Source organism: Bathymodiolus platifrons methanotrophic gill symbiont (genome assembly GCF_002189065.1).
In the GTDB taxonomy this organism is placed as follows: Bacteria; Pseudomonadota; Gammaproteobacteria; order Methylococcales; family Methylomonadaceae; genus Methyloprofundus.
The window spans coordinates 1-1,368 of record NZ_BDMN01000228.1 but is presented as its reverse complement, the minus strand read 5'-3'; the positions used below and the strand labels follow the sequence as shown (position 1 = coordinate 1,368).

General features: G+C 33.8%; 2 pseudogenes. Both read left to right on the top strand.

Annotated features, from left to right (window positions below):
* Positions 1-198 precede the first annotated feature (198 nt).
* Positions 199-300, top strand: a pseudogene (locus tag CDZ78_RS23200) (transposase); the annotation flags it as partial.
* Between the two features lie 406 nt (positions 301-706).
* Positions 707-1,368, top strand: a pseudogene (locus tag CDZ78_RS12990) (ATP-dependent helicase); the annotation flags it as partial.

Here is a 1,368-nt window from a genome sequence, read left to right as displayed (position 1 = left end):
AGCCATAAACTGCTTGGTAGTGGGTTAGATCTGTTATTAGGCATTAATATCTCGTCCAAATTCGACTTTATTAATTAAAAATTAAACCACGTCCTTAGGACGTGGAGTTGGTCGAAAGGATCCGCCTGGAGAGACAAATAAAGTCTATTCATGCATTCTAGTCATGTTGTCGCCACAACAAAAACTAGGAGAAAAAGCATGAGTAGATTTCGTAAATTATCACATGTGCTATGGCATTGCGAATATCATATTGTGTGGGTTCCAAAATATAGGTATAGAGTATTGAAAGATAGGGTTGGGTTTGATGCAGAAATGATACGCAAATATGTAAAGTTTCAAGAGAAAATAGAAAAGGACTTAGAGTCCTAAATTAAGACGTAAAATTAATAATAGGCGGCAATGGACTAGCCTTCTAAGAAGGCTAGTCATTACACCCTTCTAGGGTGCAATCAAAACCACGTTCTTAGAACGTGGATTTTTACTCATAAAAGTCGGAGTGGAGCCGATGAGATTAGAAATATTGGTTTATTAAGATCCTATAACCTACAAACGACCCTTTGTCGTTTATTAGCATGTCAAATATGAGAATATCAGGCAAATTTTGAAAGCATACATCCTTTCAAAATCTAGTATTTACCGCTATCTTGGTGATAGTGATATAGGATAATACCTTTGTCGATGGAAATTAAACAGGACATTATTCACTGTGATAGAAAGTTTTAATAACAAGACTGATAAAGTTGGCGATGACTTTAAGAAAACCATTACTACGGGTAGTAAAGTTGATATTGCAGCAGGTATATTCTCTATCTATGGGTATGCAGCATTAAAAAAAGAACTCGATAAAATTAAGCAACTCAGGTTTATATTCACCGACCCTACCTTTATAGAACTGGATAAAAACAAAAGAGAGCAAAGACAGTTCCAAATCAATTCTAATCATCGAAAAAAAGCAATCAGTGGCTCTGATTTTGAGATAAATTTAAAAAATGAACTCACAGGGAAATCTATTGCACAAGAATGTAAAAAATGGATTGAACAAAAGGCTTCCTTCAAAACAAATGCTGTAAATCAATACATACAACCGCATTTAAGATTAAAAAATGATAAAAGTAACTTTGTTTATATGGGGATCAATGAATTCACCAGTGCAGGACTAGGTTATCAAAAAGACAATACTATTTTAAATCAAATCATCAAAACGGATGATTTAGATACAACCCAGCAATATGCCCAAAATTTTGAAGATGTATGGAATGATGAAAAAGTATTAAAGGATGTTACAACAGAAGTCATTGACTACATAGCGGAGCTATACAAAGAAAACTCACCCGAATTTGTTTACTATGTAACCCTACATAATATTTT